Source organism: Mycobacterium sp. URHB0021, assembly GCF_054057895.1.
The window spans coordinates 2,743,918-2,761,185 of record NZ_JBSRZT010000002.1 but is presented as its reverse complement, the minus strand read 5'-3'; the positions used below and the strand labels follow the sequence as shown (position 1 = coordinate 2,761,185).

21 protein-coding genes, 1 tRNA gene and 5 pseudogenes are annotated in these 17,268 nt (G+C 65.6%); 9 read left to right on the top strand and 18 right to left on the bottom strand.

Annotated features, from left to right (window positions below):
• Positions 1-81: 81 nt before the first annotated feature.
• The 3 genes from ACVWWN_RS15870 to ACVWWN_RS15860 all read left to right on the top strand — a co-directional run bounded on the left by ACVWWN_RS15870 (position 82) and on the right by ACVWWN_RS15860 (position 4,635).
• A complete protein-coding gene (locus ACVWWN_RS15870; RefSeq protein WP_457144745.1) occupies positions 82-885 on the top strand; it encodes a putative hydro-lyase in 804 nt (267 codons plus the stop codon).
• Positions 882-2,195: an MFS transporter gene (locus ACVWWN_RS15865; protein ID WP_457144744.1), complete on the top strand. Its 1,314-nt coding sequence runs from the start codon at positions 882-884 to the stop codon at positions 2,193-2,195. Before ACVWWN_RS15870 ends, ACVWWN_RS15865 begins: the two co-directional genes overlap by 4 nt.
• A gap of 64 nt (positions 2,196-2,259) precedes the next feature.
• On the top strand, positions 2,260-4,635 hold the full coding sequence (locus tag ACVWWN_RS15860; RefSeq protein ID WP_457144743.1) for a flippase-like domain-containing protein: 2,376 nt from the start codon (positions 2,260-2,262) through the stop codon (positions 4,633-4,635).
• A gap of 6 nt (positions 4,636-4,641) precedes the next feature.
• Here ACVWWN_RS15860 and ACVWWN_RS15855 read toward each other — a convergent pair.
• The 6 genes and pseudogenes from ACVWWN_RS15855 to ACVWWN_RS15830 all read right to left on the bottom strand — a co-directional run.
• Positions 4,642-4,768, bottom strand: a pseudogene (locus ACVWWN_RS15855) (cytochrome P450); the annotation flags it as partial.
• A gap of 67 nt (positions 4,769-4,835) precedes the next feature.
• Entirely contained in the window at positions 4,836-5,270 is a 435-nt protein-coding gene (locus ACVWWN_RS15850; protein WP_457149151.1) for a hypothetical protein, read from the bottom strand.
• Between the two features lie 65 nt (positions 5,271-5,335).
• Positions 5,336-5,453, bottom strand: a pseudogene (locus tag ACVWWN_RS15845) (TetR/AcrR family transcriptional regulator); the annotation flags it as partial.
• A gap of 125 nt (positions 5,454-5,578) precedes the next feature.
• Positions 5,579-6,219, bottom strand: a pseudogene (locus ACVWWN_RS15840) (hypothetical protein).
• A 168-nt stretch (positions 6,220-6,387) separates the two neighbouring features.
• Entirely contained in the window at positions 6,388-6,990 is a 603-nt protein-coding gene (locus ACVWWN_RS15835; RefSeq protein ID WP_457144742.1) for a TetR family transcriptional regulator, read from the bottom strand.
• Positions 6,991-7,086: 96 nt separating this feature from the next.
• A complete protein-coding gene (locus ACVWWN_RS15830; protein WP_457149480.1) occupies positions 7,087-7,260 on the bottom strand; it encodes a hypothetical protein in 174 nt (57 codons plus the stop codon).
• On the opposite strand from ACVWWN_RS15830, the pseudogene ACVWWN_RS15825 reads away from it, so the two are divergent.
• Positions 7,205-7,652: pseudogene (locus ACVWWN_RS15825) on the top strand (helix-turn-helix transcriptional regulator); the annotation flags it as partial. The gene ACVWWN_RS15830 and the pseudogene ACVWWN_RS15825 overlap by 56 nt on opposite strands.
• Here the strand turns inward: ACVWWN_RS15825 and ACVWWN_RS15820 are convergent.
• Positions 7,653-8,291, bottom strand: a complete 639-nt coding sequence (locus tag ACVWWN_RS15820) for a TetR/AcrR family transcriptional regulator (RefSeq protein WP_457144741.1) — start codon at positions 8,289-8,291, stop codon at positions 7,653-7,655.
• A gap of 73 nt (positions 8,292-8,364) precedes the next feature.
• Here ACVWWN_RS15820 and ACVWWN_RS15815 point away from each other — a divergent pair, with 73 nt between their 5' ends.
• Positions 8,365-8,859 (top strand): SRPBCC family protein, encoded by a 495-nt coding sequence (locus ACVWWN_RS15815; RefSeq protein ID WP_457144740.1) that lies wholly within the window; start codon positions 8,365-8,367, stop codon positions 8,857-8,859.
• Between the two features lies 1 nt (position 8,860).
• Here ACVWWN_RS15815 and ACVWWN_RS15810 read toward each other — a convergent pair.
• A pseudogene (locus ACVWWN_RS15810) lies at positions 8,861-9,145 on the bottom strand (hypothetical protein).
• 75 nt (positions 9,146-9,220) lie between these two features.
• Between ACVWWN_RS15810 and ACVWWN_RS15805 the strand changes: the two are divergent.
• Positions 9,221-9,394, top strand: a complete 174-nt coding sequence (locus tag ACVWWN_RS15805; protein WP_457144739.1) for a hypothetical protein — start codon at positions 9,221-9,223, stop codon at positions 9,392-9,394.
• A 185-nt stretch (positions 9,395-9,579) separates the two neighbouring features.
• On the opposite strand, the gene ACVWWN_RS15800 is transcribed toward ACVWWN_RS15805, so the two are convergent.
• Positions 9,580-9,665 (bottom strand) — tRNA-Leu (locus tag ACVWWN_RS15800).
• A 318-nt stretch (positions 9,666-9,983) separates the two neighbouring features.
• On the opposite strand from ACVWWN_RS15800, the gene ACVWWN_RS15795 reads away from it, so the two are divergent.
• The 3 genes from ACVWWN_RS15795 to ACVWWN_RS15785 are packed head-to-tail and all read left to right on the top strand — an operon-like array spanning position 9,984 to position 11,012.
• Complete coding sequence (locus ACVWWN_RS15795; protein ID WP_457144738.1) at positions 9,984-10,301, top strand: hypothetical protein; 318 nt, start codon at positions 9,984-9,986, stop codon at positions 10,299-10,301.
• Positions 10,282-10,659 carry a hypothetical protein gene (locus ACVWWN_RS15790; RefSeq protein WP_457144737.1) on the top strand — a complete coding sequence of 126 codons (378 nt, stop codon included), beginning with the start codon at positions 10,282-10,284 and terminating at the stop codon, positions 10,657-10,659. Before ACVWWN_RS15795 ends, ACVWWN_RS15790 begins: the two co-directional genes overlap by 20 nt.
• The gene (locus tag ACVWWN_RS15785; protein ID WP_457144736.1) at positions 10,656-11,012 is read left to right on the top strand and encodes a DUF3817 domain-containing protein; all 357 of its coding nucleotides are present in this window, start codon (positions 10,656-10,658) and stop codon (positions 11,010-11,012) included. Before ACVWWN_RS15790 ends, ACVWWN_RS15785 begins: the two co-directional genes overlap by 4 nt.
• 22 nt (positions 11,013-11,034) lie before the next feature.
• Here ACVWWN_RS15785 and ACVWWN_RS15780 read toward each other — a convergent pair whose 3' ends face one another.
• The 9 genes from ACVWWN_RS15780 to ACVWWN_RS15740 form a co-directional block, all read right to left on the bottom strand.
• A complete protein-coding gene (locus tag ACVWWN_RS15780) occupies positions 11,035-11,622 on the bottom strand; it encodes an Rv1733c family protein (RefSeq protein ID WP_457144735.1) in 588 nt (195 codons plus the stop codon).
• A 186-nt stretch (positions 11,623-11,808) separates the two neighbouring features.
• Complete coding sequence (rdgB, locus tag ACVWWN_RS15775) at positions 11,809-12,414, bottom strand: RdgB/HAM1 family non-canonical purine NTP pyrophosphatase (protein ID WP_457149150.1); 606 nt, start codon at positions 12,412-12,414, stop codon at positions 11,809-11,811.
• Positions 12,411-13,193: a ribonuclease PH gene (gene rph / locus ACVWWN_RS15770; protein ID WP_457144734.1), complete on the bottom strand. Its 783-nt coding sequence runs from the start codon at positions 13,191-13,193 to the stop codon at positions 12,411-12,413. Before rph ends, rdgB begins: the two co-directional genes overlap by 4 nt.
• 32 nt (positions 13,194-13,225) lie before the next feature.
• A complete protein-coding gene (locus ACVWWN_RS15765; RefSeq protein ID WP_457144733.1) occupies positions 13,226-13,999 on the bottom strand; it encodes a cyclic nucleotide-degrading phosphodiesterase in 774 nt (257 codons plus the stop codon).
• Between the two features lie 69 nt (positions 14,000-14,068).
• Positions 14,069-14,893, bottom strand: a complete 825-nt coding sequence (murI, locus tag ACVWWN_RS15760) for a glutamate racemase (RefSeq protein ID WP_457144732.1) — start codon at positions 14,891-14,893, stop codon at positions 14,069-14,071.
• Positions 14,890-15,588 (bottom strand): rhomboid family intramembrane serine protease, encoded by a 699-nt coding sequence (locus tag ACVWWN_RS15755; RefSeq protein WP_457144731.1) that lies wholly within the window; start codon positions 15,586-15,588, stop codon positions 14,890-14,892. The genes murI and ACVWWN_RS15755 overlap by 4 nt, the downstream gene beginning before the upstream one ends.
• Entirely contained in the window at positions 15,579-16,541 is a 963-nt protein-coding gene (locus ACVWWN_RS15750) for a cysteine synthase (protein WP_457144730.1), read from the bottom strand. The genes ACVWWN_RS15755 and ACVWWN_RS15750 overlap by 10 nt, the downstream gene beginning before the upstream one ends.
• Before the next feature lies 1 nt (position 16,542).
• Complete coding sequence (locus tag ACVWWN_RS15745) at positions 16,543-16,815, bottom strand: MoaD/ThiS family protein (protein WP_457144729.1); 273 nt, start codon at positions 16,813-16,815, stop codon at positions 16,543-16,545.
• A 17-nt stretch (positions 16,816-16,832) separates the two neighbouring features.
• Positions 16,833-17,246 (bottom strand): Mov34/MPN/PAD-1 family protein, encoded by a 414-nt coding sequence (locus ACVWWN_RS15740; RefSeq protein ID WP_457144728.1) that lies wholly within the window; start codon positions 17,244-17,246, stop codon positions 16,833-16,835.
• Positions 17,247-17,268 lie beyond the last annotated feature (22 nt).

Here is a 17,268-nt window from a genome sequence, read left to right as displayed (position 1 = left end):
ATCCCGGTCCATCGGATCGGCGCCCACCGCCTGAATGGCGCGGCAGAGTTACTTCTGCCGGGCAACGGGGAATGCAGGTGTATGACTGTGCGCACCGAGGAGCCCCCACACGCCGCACGCGCACGTATCCGCGCGGGCGAGCACGTTGCCCCGACCAGCGGCCTGGCGCCCGGTTTCGCGCAGGCCAACCTCGTGGTCCTACCTGCGGACCACGCTCTCGACTTCCTGCGCTTCTGCGTTCGGAACCCCAAACCGTGCCCCCTACTCGAGGTCACCGACACCGGATCGCCCCGGCCGGTCGCGCTGGCGCCTGCGGCGGATCTGCGAACGGATGTGCCCCGCTATCGCGTTTTTCGAGACGGAGTGCTTGTCGATGAGCCGACCGACGCGACCCCGTACTGGCGCGATGATCTGGTGGCGTTCCTCCTCGGCTGCTCGTTCACGTTCGAATGGGCGCTCGGCGACGCCGGACTGCCGCTCGCGCACCAGGATCAGCGCGTCAACGTGCCGATGTATGTCACCGACCGTCGCTGCGTCGGAGCCGGACCGTTCGAGGGGCCACTCGTGGTGTCGATGCGCCCCTTCGCACCGACCGACGTTCCGCGCGCCGTCGAGATCTCGACCCGCTTTCCGACCATGCACGGCGCTCCGGTGCACATCGGTGATCCCGAGGCGCTCGGCATCGCCGATCTCGCTGTCCCCGACTTCGGCGACCCGGTCCGGATTGCCACGGACCATGTCCCCGTCTTCTGGGCGTGCGGCGTGACGCCGCAAGCCGTCGCGCTCGAGGCCCGGCCGTCGCTGGCGATCTTCCACGCGCCCGGCCACATGTTCATCACTGATCGACCCCACGGCGACTTCGACTCTCAAGGGGATCTGCCATGACCGTCCATGACGCGCCCGACCGGCACAAGGACGTCGAACCGCAGGTGCTCCGCAGAGCGGTGCGCGGCGCCGCGATCGGTAACACCGTGGAGTGGTACGACTTCGCCATCTACGGATTTCTGGCCACCTACATTGCGGACAAGTTTTTCCCGTCGGGGGACGACACCGCCGCCCTGCTCAACACATTCGCGATCTTCGCCGCGGCGTTCTTCATGCGCCCCCTCGGCGGATTCTTCTTCGGCCCGCTCGCCGACCGCATCGGGCGGCAGCGGGTGCTGGCACTTGTGATCCTGCTGATGTCCGCCTCGACTTTGGCCATCGGCCTGGTGCCGAGCTACGACACCATCGGCGTGTTTGCGCCCATCTTGTTGCTGTTTCTCCGCTGCCTGCAAGGTTTTTCGGCCGGCGGCGAATACGGCAGCGGAGCCTGCTTCCTTGCCGAGTATGCGTCCGACAAGAATCGCGGATTCGTGGTGTCCTTCCTCGTGTGGTCCGTGGTGGTCGGATTTCTTCTGGGATCGCTGACCGTCACCGGTCTGGAGACGGTGCTCTCGGAGAGCGCGATGGACTCCTACGGCTGGCGCATTCCGTTCCTCATCGCCGGCGTACTCGGCGGCGTCGGTCTCTACATCCGGCTGCGCCTCGGCGACACCCCGGACTTCGAGAGGCTCCGCGAAGAGGGCGACGTGGCTTCTTCGCCGCTGCGGGAGGCCATCACCACATCGTGGCGCCCGATCCTGCAGATCATCGGGCTGGTGGTGATCCACAACGTCGGCTTCTACATCGTGTTCACCTATCTGCCGACGTACTTCACCAAGACCCTCGAATTCACCAAGACCGACGCCTTTGTGTCCATCACCGTGGCCAGCCTCGTTGCGCTGATCCTCATCCCTCCCCTCGGCGCGTTGTCCGACCGGATCGGTCGCAAACCACTGTTGATCAGTGGTGCCGTTGGCTTTGCGGTCTTCGCCTATCCGCTGTTCTTGTTGCTCAACGCGGGCTCACTGGCCGCGGCGATCGCCGCGCATGCCGGCCTGGCGGCGATCGAGTCGGTTTTCGTATCCGCATCGCTGGCGGCAGCGGCGGAGTTGTTCGCCACCAGGGTGCGTTCGAGCGCCTACTCGATCGGCTACAACGTCTCGGTCGCGATCTTCGGCGGAACGGCACCGTACGTCGCGACGTGGCTGGTCGCCCGCACCGACAACGAAATTGCACCGGCTTATTACGTGATCGTCGCGGCGGTCGTCAGTCTCGCCACGGTGCTCACCATGCGCGAGACGGCGGCGCGCCCGCTGCGCATGCGCGTCTGACGCACGCGACCCGCCCACGTAACACCCGCTCACGCCGGCTTCGGCGTGCAAAAATGCTGGGGATATGCGAGTCGACGGGCGTCACGTCACCGTTTCGGGCAGCCTGCTGCAACCGTTGACGCGACGGACCAACGACATCCTGCGTCTCCTTCTCGCTGCGGTGTTGCTCGCTGTCGTCGTCACGAGTTCACTGATCACCCGCAACGAGTGGGTCGCTCTCGAGAAATCCATCTCGGAGATCGTCGGGGTGCTGACGCCCACCCAGTCCAATCTCGTTTACTTCATTTACGGCATCGCGATCCTGGCGCTGCCGTTCATCATCTTCATCGGCCTGATCGTCGCCAGACAGTGGAAGCTGCTCGGTGCGTACGCCGCAGCCGCCTTCCTGGCGTTCCTCGCGCTGTCGGTCACCGGTAACGGGATCGCAGCGCCCAGATGGCACTTCGACCTGTCCGACCGGCTCGACACGCTTCTCTCCCAGTTCCTCGACGACCCGCGCTGGATCGCGATGCTCGCCGGCGTCCTGACGGTGTCCGGTCCGTGGCTGCCCGCGCGGTGGCGGCGATGGTGGTGGGCGCTGCTGCTGGCCTTCGTGCCCATCCATCTCGTGGTCAGCGCCGTGGTGCCGGCGCGCTCGCTGCTGGGGCTGGCGGTGGGCTGGTTCGTCGGCGCACTCGTCGTGCTCGTGGTCGGGACGCCTGCCCTCGAGGTGCCACTGGACGGCGCCGTCCGGGCGATGGGCCGTCGCGGATTCGTCGTTTCGACGTTGACCGTCGAGCGGCCGGCGGGCCCCGGACCCCTGGTGCTGTCGGCGAGCTGCGAGCAACCGCAATCGCTCGGCGTGGTCGAGATGTACGGACCGAATCAGCGTAGCTTCGGCGCGCTTCGCCAGTACTGGCGGTGGTTACGGCTGCGGAACCGCGAAACCGGTCCCCTGCAGATGTCGATGCGCCGGGCCGTCGAGCACCGTGCGCTGATGGCCATCGCGATCGGCGACCTCGGCGTCGCGAACACCACGACGATGGCGGTCGCCGCCCTCGAGCGGGGATGGACGCTGTACGCGCACAGCGCAACCCGTGGAACTCCGGTCGCCGAGGCCACTGACGAGGAGGGCGTCAACAAGGTGTGGGAGTCCCTGGGCGTCCTGCATCAGCACCAGATCGCACACGGCGATCTGCGTAGCCGCGAGATCACGATCGACGGCGAGACCGCGCTCTTCGGCGGGTTCGGCAACGCCGAATACGGCGCCGCGGACGAACAGTTGCAGGCCGACATCGCCCACCTGCTGGTGACGACCACGGCGGTGCACGGCGCCGAGCGGGCCGTGACCGCGGCGATCGCCGTATTCGGCAAGGACCCGGTACTGACGGCATCGGGGCGACTGACGAAATCGGCGATCCCGGCCCGGATCCGCAAATCGGTGGACAACGCCGGCGCCGTGATGTCCGCCGCCCGCGACGAGGTGAAGCGTCAAACCGGCGCCGACGAGATCGAAGCCGAGCGCATCACGCGTTTCACCCGTTACCAGGTGATCCAGTTGGTCCTGCTCGTCGCGCTGGTCTACGTGGCCTATCCGTTTATCAGCACGGTGCCTGCGTTCTTTTCCGAATTGCGGACGGCCAACTGGTGGTGGGCGCTGCTCGGGTTGGCGGTGTCCGCACTCACCTATGTCGGCGCCGCGGCCGCGTTGTGGGCCTGTGCCGACGGGATGGTGAGCTTCAAGAACCTGACGATCATGCAGGTGGCCAACACCTTCGCCGCGACCACCACGCCGGCCGGCGTCGGCGGGCTGGCGCTTTCCACCCGGTTCCTGCATAAGAGTGGCCTGGGCGCGCTGCGTGCGACCGCGGCGGTGGCGTTGCAGCAGACCGTCCAGGTGATCGCGCACGTCGGGTTGCTGATCTTCTTCAGCGCCGCCGCCGGAGCATCAGCCAATCTGTCGCATTTCGTGCCCAGGGCGACGGTGCTCTATCTGATCGCGGGTGTGGCGCTCGGCCTGATCGGCGCCTTCCTGTTCGTGCCCAAGCTGCGACACTGGCTGGCGACGGCGGTGCGGCCCCGGCTCAAAGAGGTGATCGGCGACCTGGCCGAACTGGCACGAGAACCCAAGCGACTCGGTCTGATCGTACTCGGTTCTGCCGGAACAACTCTCGGGGCAGCGTTGGCGTTGTGGGCCAGCATCGAGGCGTTTGGCGGCGATACCTCTTTCGTCACCGTCACTGTCGTGACGATGATCGGAGGGACCCTGGCGTCGGCGGCGCCCACCCCTGGGGGTGTCGGCGCGGTCGAAGCGGCACTGATCGGTGGACTGGCCGCGTTCGGCCTGCCCGCGGCCATCGCGGTTCCTTCGGTCCTGCTCTATCGCATGCTGACGTGTTGGCTGCCCGTCGTCATCGGCTGGCCGGTGATGCGCTGGCTCACTCGCAACGAGATGATCTGACTTCCCGTCGAACTCGATCGGCAGGCCGGTCGGTCCGCTCATGCCGAGCAGCGGCTTCCACGGCGACGGTCCGGCGCGCCGAGGGTTTCCTGAGGCGCCGCGCCAGGATGGTGAGCGCTTCGCTGCCTTGGCGGGTCGAGCGTGATAACCAGATCGCCGGCAAGCTGTTCGGCCCCTTTGGGAGTCGGGTTGCTCGAGACTCAGCCGGCTTTTGCGTCACGGATTGGTGGCCCCTGCTGCCCGGCTGCCTGACGTGCCTCGCGCTCCTGGTGAATCCGCACCAGTTCACGGAAACCCAGGAGGTGGTACTTGGGCACCGGTTGGACGCCCCACTCGTCCTGGGCGGTGTCCGTGCCCTCGGCGCCCTCCGGAGGGTCCAGCGGCGGGTAGGGGTACTTGGACTCCAAGGTGTCGTCGGAATACCGGACCTTGAGCAGTTCACTGCAGATCTGGGTGGGGCTCAGCGTCGGATAGCCGTCGTAAAACGCCATGAACGGCAATGTGAACGCGCCCTCGATCACCAGGGCGACCAGGCACACGAGCACTGCTCGTTTGATCCACTTGTGCATGTTCGCGTAGAACGCGGTGGTGCCCGGCGGCAGGTCTTCGGGCCTCGCCTTCCTCTGTGGCCTCAGGCGTCGCGGTCACAGCAGTACTCCTTGAATCATTTCAGTCGGAGAAGATTTCGCGGTTGACCGTCGAATTCCGCTGCCAGACGGGCCTCTTCCCGACCCTCCAGCTCGAAGAGCACATGTTCCTTGCTGGGAAAGTGGAAGAAGAAGGTTCCGTGCGCCGAGTATCCGTTCTCGTGTCTGCAGCCGGCGTGCCGCGCGCGCCGATGGCTAGACCTGAGGCGTCACACCTTTTGTAACGTAGCTACTGACTTAAGTCACTGAATTAAGTCAGCGAATTGCACGACCTGCACCGCTCCGTGGAGCCGAGATCAGTCCGAGACGATCTCGCGGTTGACCGTGTGCAGATACGGGATCGCAAGGAACGCCGTGATGTAGAAGATGAGCCACCAACCGACGACCAGAAGACCATCCCCGCGAACCTCACATCGGCGAACATTGTCATGTTGAACACATAGACGCACCAGATCAGCGCGCCCGTCCAGGAAGTGACGACCATCCACTGGTGGCCCCAGCGCTTCATCTGCACGAACCCGATCGCCGCGGCGATCCGCATCGTGAAGACGGTGGGGATCAGCCCGACTTCCACTGCCTTTTCGCCGGGCCCGGCGGCACCGCCGAGCCATAACTCGTCGTGGTGCCAGAAAACCCCGGCGTCGAACATGTTGCCCCAGCCGTTCAACAGCACTCGGGCCGGCATGGTGTGGTTGGCCATCAGGTCCAGCGCCCAACACACGGTATTGATCGCGGCGTCGATGATGACCAGATAGCCGAGGAGCGTGACCAGCATCGGCCGCACCGACAGGCCGTCCCCCGGTGCGCGCCGCAGCAACCAGACTCCGCGTAGGAACAGCGGAAGCCCGATGATACCGAGGGCGGCCGTGCCGATCAGGAGGCTGCCCGAGATGAGCCACTTGTCAGCCCGCCGCTGCGCAAGCCGCGACAGTTCCATGTATTCGTCCAGGCCGCCTGCGGTCCGCGTTCGCGCCTCGGCTGCGCCGTTCCCGCGGCTGTGGCGCAGATTCGACGTTGGAAGATTCAGGACTCTCCCCCTACCGATCGGGCGGACGGACCTCGCGTCGGAAACTGACTATAGTCAAAAAGAGCGTCGCCAATCCCGCTATCGGTTCTGGATGCTGCGCAGAGTCCGGTTCACGTAGTCCTCGAGCATCGCGTCTTGTGCCGGCCATTCGTCCGTAGCGGTCAGCAGCGCGTAGAGGCCGAGGAGGAAAAATACCGCGCTGTTCATCGGATTCGCGTCGGGATCCGCCCAGCCCCGGGTCTTGGCATGCTCGATCTCCCGGGCGACCGAGACGATCACCGGGTGTTCCCTGCGCTCGTCGCCAGACGGTCGAGTCTGAGAAAAGTGAAGCGCAAGAAAATCTTTGAATAACACTGCGCCAAGGCGGCGTTCCAGACCCATCACCAGACGGACGGATTCTCTCAACGTCGAGGACAGATCGCGACCTGAATCCGCGTAGCGGTCGAGCTGTTTGGCGATCCGCTCCTCTTCTCGACGCTCCAGCTCCAGCAGCACATGTTCCTTGGTCGGGAAGTGGAAGAAGAACGTGCCGTGGGCCACACCGGCCGCGGCCACGATGGCGCCGACATCGGCGGCTGCCATGCCTGATCGCTTGAACTCGGCGATGGCAGCGCCCATCAGCCGCTCGCGCGTCTGGAGACGCTTGGCCTCACGCGCAGAAGGCTTGTCCACCAACGCCATAGTTTGTTCCCTCTGGTCTAGGACGAACTGATTCCACCAACGACGATATCGCGCCGGGCGTGCATCCACTTCGTTGACTTCAGTCAATCCGGGTCGTTAGATGAGCACCACGTGCGGCGGTCCGTCCCGATCTGGAGGACTGGTATGGCGTTGGAGCAGTTCGATCTGGACGGGCAGGTTGCGATCGTGACCGGTGCCGGCAAGGGTGTCGGCCAGGTGGCCGATCGATCGCGCCCACGGCGACGATGTGTCCGACGGCTTCTTCGGCACCCTCGCAAATCTGGTGTCGGAGGCGCTGGACCACGAGGCGCCCTTGAGCCTGCCGACCTCCGACCATCCGATCGTCGCAGCCGCGCTGGGCCTATACGAAGGAGAGCCTTGCATCGATGACGGCCGACGAGCTCAGTCGCGCCGTGGCGGTATCCGAACGGACCCTGCGACGTCTCTTCCGCGACACGGTCGGACTGTCGTGGCGCAGTTATCTACTGCACGCGCGCATGCTGCGGGCGATGGCGCTGCTGGCCGGTCCCGGTCAGTCGGTGCAGGAGACGTCTGCCGCAGTCGGTTTCGACAGCCTCAGCTCCTTTACCCGCGCGTTCACCCAGTTCTGCGGCGAGACACCGTCCAGCTACCGCAAAAGAGTTGCCGGGGGACAGGATTGACTATCGTTCCGGCGAGTCGTCGTCCCCCCGCCGGAGTAACCCTTCGCGAAGCAGGCTGTTGACGGCCTTTTGCCAGCGTTCGAGCTGCATCGGCGTGCTCAACGGTTCCGGTAGGTGGCGATCGATATGGGTGCGCAGAATCTGGGCGCCCAGCACGAGCACGAGCGAGTTGAGCGCTGCCCACGTCAGATCGAGGTCGGGGCCCGTCTCGCCGTATTCGGCGCGCTGGCTCCACCGGGCGGTGCCGACGGCGACCAGCGTGTCGAAGATGGTGGTTCCCAGGGGACTTCCGTCGACGAGGGCACGTCCGACGTAGTCGGCGATATCGGGATGCTCGGCGATGATGCGCGTGACCCTGCTTCCGACTTCGGCGATCGAGTCTACGGGCGAATCCGAAATGGGTCCCGACGTGGACGAGATCACCAGCGCCAACAAATGGTCGTCGACAGCCTTGATGAGGCCGGCCTTGGTGGCGAAGTGGTGCTGGACCAGCCCGAGGGATACGCCCGCGGCCGCGGCCACCGAACGCAGCGAGGTGCCGGACGTACCGTGTCGGGCGAAGCTCTTCAGCGCCTCGTCGCGGATGCGCTCGACGTTTCGCGGTTCGTCCGTGCCCGTCCGGTCGGACTCCGACCTCACACGGCCACCGTAACCACGTCCGGAACAGATGAGTTCGGATTTCAGCCGCCTCGGGCTGCAATGATGATCCGTTATGACCCGCTGGTATCCGCTCGAATCGGCCGATGAACACTTCCTCGCCTCGGCTCCGCATGTCTTTCGCTATCAGAAGCGGTTCGCCGCTACACCCGAACAGGTCTGGGAATCGCTGACCTCCGATGTTTCGCTGGCAGCTTGGAGTCCGTCGATCAAGAAGGTCAACTGGACGTCGCCGCGGCCTTTCGGCGTCGGCACCACCCGCGATGTGGTCGCCCCCGGCGGTTCGACCATGCGTGAGCGCTACTTCCAATGGGACGAGGGCCGCAGTCATTCGTTCGCCGTCTACGAGTCGAGCCTGCCCTTGTTCAGGCGCTTCGCCGAGGAGTACGTCGTCGAACCCGATGGCAGCGGGACGCTGTTCACCTGGACGGTCGCGATCGAACCGAAGAACGCGTTCAGGATTCCGGTCAGAGTGCTGGCGCCCGTACTCAAGGCGGGTTTCGGTCGGATCGCCAGTGGAGGTCAGAGCTACTTCGCCAAGCGAGCCTGAGTCACGGCGGTGCCATGGTGGAGTCGGGATGGCGCCAGTCCGGCGACACGAAACGGGCCTTATCAACCACTCCTCGCCGACGGGCTCGAACACGTCTCGATAACGCCCGTAATGATCGAGGCCGATCTCGGTGAGTAGGTGAAATTCGAAGCAGCACCCCCATTTTTTCGAGTTTGCCGTCGAGCCAAAAGCATTGCGCGAGATCTTCGATCCGTCCCGCGTCACCCGACCGGGTGTAGCGTGCGATGGTGTCGGGGATTCGTTCCCTGGCCACCAGTTCCCACATCTCCGTTCCCGCTGGATCCTAAGCTGTCGTGGTGACGGCGGGGCGGGAACCGCTCTGGCCGTTGCCGATTCGCGGGTGGACCTCCCGGCCGACAACGTCGGCGATTTTCGTCCCCCCGGCGTGATCGTGAACAACACGACCGTCGAGGCGATCCGCGATATCTCGTACGACGCTGCGGACGCGGCGTTCAACGCAGGTGTGGTGGCTTTCACCGTGGATCCCGGTGGGCCGATTCGGGCAGCCCGATGACTACGCCGCGCCGCGGTGACGACCGCAAGGGCTGGACAAACATGCCGAAGGAGGCCTGAACCCGCGACGCGGCCTCTGTGGGCATGTCTCTTTTGCGCGGCGTCATTTGTTTGTTGACACGTTCGGGGCAACACATGGTCATGAGGTGGTGCGGGCCCGTTCCGGATCCGTCAGCATCTGTTGACTGGTGCGGGCGGTGGGACTCGAACCCACAAGCTCTTTCGAGCACGGGCACCTAAAACCCGCGTGTTTGCCATTTCACCACGCCCGCGGCGTGCCGATCGTACCGCTTCGCTCGTCCACCAATTTGTCGGTGGCGCCGCACAGCTTGATTCCGTCTCGTCGGCCGAGCAATTCGACACCGTGCAGCGGCTTGTGTGAATCGCACTGAATGACTGTGTGATCGCCCAACGAACGGGCATACCGCGAAGCGCTGTGCGGGATTGGCGGCGACGCCCGCAGTACGGCAACGGCTCCTGAGCGCATCACCGTGCGGCGTGGCGGCGGCTGTGGCGACGTGTCCTTGTGTTCGAAGCACTGGCCTTCTCTGTTCCCCCAGCACGGCCGGGTAGGAAGCACACGAGGGGCATTGCGTTGGAGCCCTGGCAACAAGCGCTCGTCGACCTGGATACCGAGGAATTCAATCCTCGGCCTCATCCACAGCGACGGCCGTCGCGTCGTCGCCAACGACTGCGGCGTCAGTAGCATCCGCTATCACTTCTCGAACAGATCAGAAGACATCCTCGGGCTGTTCACCGCTGCTCTCGACACCCTCGGCATCACCTGGACACGGTCGAGCCGATACAACGTCTCCGTATACCGCAAAGCCGCGACGGCGCGTCTGGACGAGTTCGTCGGACCGAAGATCCGCGCGGTACCGTTGAAAGATGTCCACTACACGACGTAGGAGACCGGCGCTAGTGGCGTTGGTGATCCTCGCCGCGTGCGGCTGTCTGGCCCTGGCATGGTGGCAGTGGACCCGATTCGAATCGGCATCCGGCAGCTTCCAGAATCTCGGCTACGCGCTCCAGTGGCCACTGTTCGCCGGGTTCTGCGTTTATGCCTATTACAAGTTCGTCCGCTACGAAGAAGCCCCGCCCGGGCCTCACCGTCACGGCGCCGTGACAGAAATCCCCACCGGGCTACTGCCCGAAAGACCGAAATCCACAACACAATCCGAGGACGACCCGGCTCTGCGCGAATACAACGCCTATTTGGCCGAGCTCGCGAAGAAGCCCGACAACGACGACAGGACCGCCACGTGACCGCACCCGAAACCCCTGAGGCTTCGAGCCCGACCACTCCGGTCGAGACCATCCGCAAGGCACTGCTCGGCTACCGAATCATGGCCTGGACGACCGGCGTCTGGCTGATAGCCCTGTGTTACGAGATGGTGCTCAAGTACCTGGTGCATGTCGACAACCCGCCGAATTGGATCGCGATCGTGCACGGCTGGGTGTATTTCGTCTACCTGCTGTTCACCGCCAACCTCGCGGTCAAGGTGCGCTGGCCGATCGGCAAGACCGTCGGTGTGCTGCTCGCAGGTACCATCCCGCTGGTCGGCATCATCGTCGAGCATGTGCAGACCGGCGACATCAAAGAGCGTTTCAGCCTGTAGATGCCCCGTCAGCGGCTCGAGACTACCGGTTGGCGCGCCCGCTACCGTCGTCGCTCGCCAGCCTGTCGAGTTCGCGATCCCAGCCGGCGAGTCGCGCGTGGTTGAGCCGTAGCCACACCACCATGAACACGGCGACGGCGCCGACCGCAAAACTCAGCCAGATCCCCAAACCAACCGCCACTGCATGGAATGCCGGCCACGACGGGGGCGCGACCTTCTGGCCATCAGCGTTCACCCAGATGTCCATCTGGTCGCCGACGCTGACCTCCGGGCGATCCCACTTCAACAGTCCCGTGTGCTCGCGCCCGTTGACCTGCCACCGTGCCATCACGGAGACCGGGACGGTTTTCAACCCTGCCGTGTCGATGCTGCTCTTGATCGCTGTTGCGGCCACGGTATGTGACGTCGGCGCCTGTTCGGCCAGCCTCTGGCTGCTCGAGTCATAAACCGCGGTGCCGACGGCACCGGCTATCGGCACCGAGACGAGCAGAACTCCGACCATCAGCGCCATGACCAACGCCTCGATGCGGTCACTGACCCGAATGAGCGGGTTCCTCGCAAAGATCCGGGCGATGCGCCACCGGGCAGGGTCGACGGTAAACGACTGCATTGAAGCTCCTCAGGATTCCAGCGGCCGGGCATGATCCCACGGGCCGCGTCAACCGCTGTATGGCGCCCCGCGAGCATCCCGCACCACTAGCGAAAACGCCGGCGCGAGCTGGACGAGTCCCTGCGCCGATGTCAGCCTCGCCACATTTGCCGCACCGCCACTGCAGACAGGCTCCGCAAATACCGCTCAACCGGTGGCGAGGTCGCGCAGCGCCGGCACCAACAAGGCCAGTGCCCGTGACCGGTGCGACACCGCATCTTTCTCTGCAGGCGTGAGTTCGGCGGCGGTGCGAGACGAGTCCTCGGGCAGGAACACCGGGTCGTAACCGAATCCACCGTCCCCGCGCGGCTCGCGCACGATGGCGCCGCGCCAGACCCCGCGCACCACCACCTCACCCGACCAGGAAACCAGCGCACACGCCGACACGAACGCCGCGCCGCGGCGTTCGTCGGGCACGTCGGCGATCTGCGCCAGCAACAAGGCCGTGTTGGCCGCGTCGTGCCCATGCCGGCCCGACCAGCGTGCCGACAGCACACCCGGCATGCCGTTGAGTGCGTCCGCTTCCAGTCCCGAGTCGTCGGCCACCGACGGCAGGCCCGAAGCGCGGAACGCATCGCGCGCCTTGGCCAACGCGTTCTCTTCGAACGTCGCACCCGTCTCGGGCGCTTCGTCGAACGGCTCGACGTCTTCGAGCGACAGCAGCGTCAGACCCGACACCCCGGCGGCATCGAGCACGCGGCGCAGTTCGGCCAGCTTCTTGCGGTTGCGGCTGGCCACCAGCAGCTCGGTCAGCTTCCGAACGCCTTCTTCGCCGGCTCACCCGACTCGGGCAGCACTCCGGGATATGGCAGGGCAAGTGCCTCGCGCTGGATCTCGAACAGCTGGTCGCACGCGGCCATCGCGGCGTCGAGCAGCTTGTCCAGCGTCGACCTCGGGAACGTCGCACCCTCACCGGTGCCTTGCACCTCGACCAGTGTCCCGGTGTCGGTGGCGACGACGTTCATGTCCACCTCGGCGCGCGAGTCCTCCGTGTACGGCAGGTCCACGCGGATGCGCCCGTCGACCACACCGACGCTCACCGCCGCGATCGCGCACGACAGCGGCCGTGGATCGGACAGCCTGCTCGCCGCGGACAAATAGGTCACCGCGTCGGCCAGCGCGACATAGGCGCCCGTGATCGCCGCGGTCCGGGTGCCTCCGTCGGCCTGCAGCACGTCGCAATCGATCGCGACGGTGTTCTCCCCCAGCGCCGCCAAATCGATGCACGCACGCAGCGATCGCCCGACGAGGCGGCTGATCTCCTGAGTGCGACCGCCCACCCGGCCCTTGACGGATTCGCGGTCGGAACGTTCGTGCGTCGCGGCGGGCAGCATCGCGTACTCGGCGGTGAGCCAGCCCAGCCCCGAGCCCTTACGCCACCTCGGCACCCCTTCGGTGACGCTGGCGGTGCACATCACCCGGGTCTGGCCGAACTCGACCAGTACCGATCCTGCGGGATGTGAAGTGAAGCCGCGGGTGATACTGACCGGACGCAGTTCGTCGTCTAAGCGGCCGTCTTCTCGTCTGGACACGCGCCAACCCTAGCGGGTTGGTCCGACCACGCTCAGCCGCGTTTGACGTCGAACGCCTCGTTACACACGACCGCGTGCACCGGTCCGTCGAATTCCGCCTTGGCCTCGCTGATCACGTCCTCGCGCGAGGTCCATGGCGGGATGTGGGTCAGCAGTAGCTCGGCCACCCCGGCCTCGGCGGCCGCGCGGCCGGCCTCGGTACCCGACAGGTGCAGTCTCGGCGGCCGCTCCGGCGAGTGCGTCCAGGACGCCTCGCACAGAAAAAGATCGGCACCGCGGGCCAGATCGATCAGCGCATCGCAGTAACCGGTGTCGCCGCTGTAGACAAGCGTCGCCCCGGACGGGTCCGTGATCCGGATGCCGTACGACTCGGTCGGGTGGCACACCACTCTCGGCATCACCGACAGCGCACCGATCTGCACGGCCTGGTTGTCGACCCAGTGGCGGATGTCGAAGACGTCGGAGAAGTCGTCGATCTCCCCACCCTCGGGGGATGACGCCGCGCCCAGACGAGCCCAGGTGTTGGCCGGGCCGTACATCACGCCACGCTGCTGGGCGGGCGACGGGTGATACCGCCGCCACACGAACAGACCGGGCAGGTCCAGGCAATGGTCGGCGTGTAAGTGCGACAGCAGCACGTGCACGGAGTTGGGGTCGGCGTGACGCTGCAGCGCGCCCAGTACCCCGCCACCGAAATCGATCACCAATGGAGGTGTGTCAGGGGCGGTTACGAGGTAACCCGACGCCGGCGAATCAGGCCCGACGACACTGCCGGAGCAACCGAGCACGGTGATTCGCACATTCACTAGCTTGCCATGCCCACTATCCGGTTGACGAAAACATCGCCGCTTTTAGTTCCGTTATGGCAATGAGAATCACTTTTGGGCACCGACGTGACGCTGAACAGGCCGGACTCCCTCCAACGTCGGACCGAGGAACCGGGCGGCGAGTGTGGTGAACGCCTCGGGATCCCCAGTGGCCTCGAACAGGCGGGTGGCCGGTGCCGCATCGTGGGAGCGCAGCAAATCGTTCTCGGTGAGCACCCGCAGCAAGTCCTTGGCGGTCTCCTCGGCACTGGACACCAGCGTCACTTGATCACCCATCGCCAGCTGTATGAGTCCCGACAGCATCGGGTAGTGGGTGCACCCCAGCACCAGCGTGTCGACCTCGCTGCGTTGGAGCGGTTCCAGGTAGCCCTCGGCGAGCCCGAGGACCTGGCGGCCGCTCGTCACCCCGCGCTCGACGAAGTCGACGAAGCGCGGACAGGCGACACCGATCACCTCCGTGTCGCGGGCAGCCGCGAAGGCATCCTGGTAGGCACCTGACGCGATGGTCGCCGCGGTGCCGATCACTCCGATGCGGCCATTGCGGGTGGCCGCCGCTGCGCGGCGCACGGCGGGCAGGATCACCTCGATCACGGGCACGGGTGCATACCGCTCGCGGGCGTCGCGCAGGCACGCCGACGACGCGGTGTTGCACGCGATCACCAACGCCTTCACGCCCCGCTCGACGAGGTCATCGCCGATCGCCAGTGCATGCGCGCGGATCTCGGGGATGGTCAGGGGGCCATAGGGTCCGTTGCCGGTGTCGCCGACGTAGAGGATGTCCTCATCGGGCAGCTGATCGATGATCGCCCGCGCGACAGTGAGTCCCCCGACGCCGGAATCGAAGATCCCGACGGGAGCCATCGGCGGGCTCACGGTGTCAGATACGGATTCGCCGCTGTGGCCTTGCGGAGCTCGCGCGCCTTGCGCTCCGGACCGGAGAACAGATACGCCGCCACCACTCCGGCGACGGCACCGCACAGGTGGCCCTGCCAGGACACCCCCGGCGTGCCGGGCAGCAGGCCGAGCAGCACACCCCCGTAGACGAACAGCACGATGACGCCGACGACGATTTCCCACACCTTGCGGGTGAAGAAGCCGAACACGATCAAGAATGCCAGCCAGCCGAAGATCAGGCCGGACGCGCCGATGTGGTTGGTCTCGCAGCTGACGCCGACGTACGGGCAGTGGGCGCCGACATTGCCGATCAGCCACGTGCCGAAGCCACCGAGAATCCAGACGATGGCGGTGGCGAAGATGAACCGCGACATCCCCGCGAGCGTCATCAGGAAACCGAGGATCAGCGCAGGAACCGTGTTGGCGATCAGGTGATCCCAGTTCGCGTGCAGCAGCGGCGCGAAGACGATGCCCATCAGGCCCTCGGTCTCCAGGGGCCGGATGCCATTGTCGTCGAGGCGGTGGTTGGACAGCGAGTCGAAGAGTTCGATGACGTAGAGCAACACCACGAAGCTGACGACGGAGACCCCACCGACCAGCCAGGCGGGTCTTTTCTTCGGCGCCGCGGGCGGCCCGGCCATGCCCGGATAACCGCCCGGTCCACTCATGCCCATAGCTGCCCTTCCAGCGCGTCCTCCGCGTCGTCCAGGCTACCGGCGTAGGCGCCGGTCGACAGATACTTCCAGCCGGCGTCGGCAACGATGAACGCGATGTCGGCGCGCTCACCCGCCGTGCGGGCCTTGGCGGCCATGCCGAGCGCAGCGTGCAGGACCGCGCCGGTCGAGATGCCGGCGAAGATTCCCTCCACCTGGACCAGGTCCCGGGTCCGCTTGACCGCGTCGTAGGAGCCGACGGAGTACCGCGTCGTCAGCACGTCGGGGTCGTACAACTCGGGGATGAATCCCTCGTCGATGTTGCGCAGCGCGTAGACCCCTTCGCCGTAGCGGGGTTCCGCGGCGACGATCTGGATGCCGGGCACCTGCTCACGCAAATACCGACCGGTACCCATCAAGGTTCCGGTGGTGCCGAGACCCGCCACGAAGTGGGTGATCTCCGGTAGGTCGGCCAGTATCTCGGGGCCGGTGCCGTAGTAGTGCGAGTCGGTGTTGGCTGGATTGCCGTACTGATAGAGCATCACCCACGAAGGGTTCTCGGCGGCAAGCTCTTTCGCGTGGGCGACCGCGGTGTTCGACCCGCCTTCGGCCGGCGAGAAGATGATCTTCGCGCCGTACAACTCGAGCAGTTGACGCCGTTCGATCGACGTGTTCTCGGGCATCACGCAGATCATCTGATAGCCCTTGAGCAACGCGGCCATCGCCAGCGATATCCCGGTATTGCCGCTCGTCGGTTCCAGGATCGTCGTGCCGGGCGACAGGATCCCGCGCCGCTCCGCGTCCTCGATCATCCGCAGCGCGGGCCTGTCCTTGATCGAGCCGGTGGGATTACGGTCTTCGAGCTTGGCCCACAATCGGAGGTGCGGTTCGGAATCCCACTGCGGAGACAGCTTTTTCAGCCCGACCAACGGGGTGTTGCCGAGCGCCTCGAGCAGCGAGTCGTACCGGGTCAAGTCATCCGCCCGCGACGGCGGGCAAGATGGTGACAGAGTCTCCGTCGGAGATCTCGGTCTCCAATCCACCCGAGAACCGCACGTCCTCGTCGTTGACGTAGATGTTTACGAACCGGTGCAGTTTGCCGTTATCCACCAGGCGTTCGGAGATGCCGGAGTAGTTCGCCTCAAGGTCCCTGATCACCGCCTGCAGGGTGTCACCGCTGGCGGTGACACGCTTCTCGCCACCGGTATGGGTGCGCAGGATGGTCGGAATGGAAACGCTGATGGGCATGGGTCGCTCTTCCTGAATCAGTACTGCTCAACGATTTTGACGGGCTCTTCGGTGACGACGCCGTCGACGATGCGATAGCTGCGCAGTTCGTGTTCGTCGGGGTCGCGGGTGGACACCAACACGTAGTGGGCGTCAGGTTCGGATGCGTAGGAGATGTCGGTGCGGCTCGGGTACGCCTCGGTGGCGGTGTGCGAGTGATAGAGCACCACCGGCGCATCGCCTGCCTCTTCCAAACCGCGCCACACCTTGAGTTGCTCACCGGCATCGAACCGGTAGAAGGTCGGCGACCGTTCGGCGTTGAGCATCGCGATGAACCGCTCGGGCCGGTCCGATCCCTCGGGTCCGGCGATCACGCCGCACGCTTCGTCGGGATGGTCGGCGCGGGCGTGCGCCACCATCGCCTCGACCAGGTCGGCCCGGATCACCAGCACTGGCCTACCCCTCTCGCGATCC